The organism is Embleya sp. NPDC056575 (assembly GCF_042793325.1).
GTDB lineage: Bacteria > Actinomycetota > Actinomycetes > Streptomycetales > Streptomycetaceae > Embleya.
In genome coordinates, this window is record NZ_JBHTVA010000174.1 from 1 (window position 1) to 1,562 (window position 1,562).

Sequence of the window (1,562 nt, forward strand, 5' to 3'; positions counted from 1 at the left end):
CCCAGTGGTACGCGCCATTCGAGTAGTGCGCCGTGGTCGGGTGCCGGGCCGAATGTGCAGGTTCCGCCGAGGGTTTCGGCGCGTTCGCGCATGTTGGCGAGGCCGCTGTCGCGGGTCGGGGGTGTGGGTGGGCCGTCGCCGTTGTCGCGGACGTGTACCCATACTTCGGTTCCGTCGGTTTCCACGTGTACTTCGACGCGGGTCGCGTGTGCGTGGCGGGCGGTGTTGGAGAGTGCTTCGCGCAGGACCGCGATCAGGTGGACGGCGACGGTTTCGGGGACGGTGGTGTCCAGGAGGCCGTCGACGCGCAGGGTGGGGGCGTAGCCGAGGGTTTCGGTGGCGGCGTCGACTTCGCGCAGGCAGCGTGAGCGCAGTGCGGTGTCGGTGTCGCGGTCGCGGGTCTTGAGGGAGAAGATCGTGGATCGGATGACCTTGATGGTGTCGTCGAGGGCGTCCACGGCGGATTCGACGCGTTCGAGGGCTTCGGGGTGGTCGATGAAGCGGGTGGCGCTTTGGAGGGTCATGCCGGTGGCGAAGAGTCGTTGGATGGCGAGGTCGTGGAGGTCGCGGGCGATGCGGTCGCGGTCCTGGAGCACGGTGAGCAGTTCGGCGTCGCGGCGTCGTTCGGCGATCTCCAGGGCGAGTGCGGCGTGATCGGCGAAGCCGGTGACCATGCGGACGACGGCGTCGGGCAGTGGTGGGCGTTCGGTTCGGTTGGCGACCTGGAGCACGCCGCGGATGCTGTCGTGGGTGCCGAGGGGCAGGAGGAACGCGGAGCCCAGGTCGGGTTCGACGGCGCCGGCGACGACGGCGCCGGGGTCGTGGCTGAGGTGGTGGGTGACGATGGTCTCGCCGGAGGCGAACACCTTGCCCATCAGGGTGCTTTCGCCGGTCAGGACGAGTCCGTGGATGCCGTCGGCGAGGGGTCCGGAGGCGGCCTCGACGGTGAGGTCGCCGGTGCCGGGTACGGGGACGGCGAGGGTCACCAGGTCGGCGTCGGCCATGTCGCGGATGGTGGCGGTGAAGGAGCGGAGCACGTCGGCGGGGGGTCGGCCGGAGAGGAGGCTGCGGGTGAGGTCGGAGCTGGCGGTGAGCCATCGTTCGCGGCGGCGGACGTCGTCGTACAGGCGGGCGTTGTCGATGGCGACGCCGGCGGCGGCGGCGAGGGTGCGCAGGACGGCTTCGTCGTCCTCGTCGAAGTCGGCGCCGCCGCGTTTCTCGGTGAGGTAGAGGTTGCCGAAGACGGTGTCGCGGATGCGGATCGGGACGCCGACGAAGGTGTTCATGGGCGGGTGGCCGGGTGGGAAGCCGAAGGAGTCGGGGTGTTCGGACAGGTCGTGCAGGCGCAGGGGGTGGGGGTCGCGGATGATCAGGCCGAGGATGCCGCGTCCGGTGGGGAAGGGGCCGATGCGCAGGATGGTGGCGGGGTCCATGCCCACGGGCAGGAATCGGGCGAGTCGTTCCTCGTCGCCGATCACGCCGAGGGCGCCGTATTCGGCGTCGACCAGGGACACCGCCGACTCGACGATGCGGCGGAGCACGGTCTCCAGGTCCAGATCGCT

The 1,562-nt window shown here is 70.5% G+C and carries 1 protein-coding gene; it reads right to left on the reverse strand.

Annotated elements, in window-relative coordinates; genetic code table 11:
• Nucleotides 1–1,562 (reverse strand): GAF domain-containing protein (locus ACFRCG_RS48515; RefSeq protein WP_380043064.1); only part of this gene is annotated, 1,562 nt, incomplete at both ends.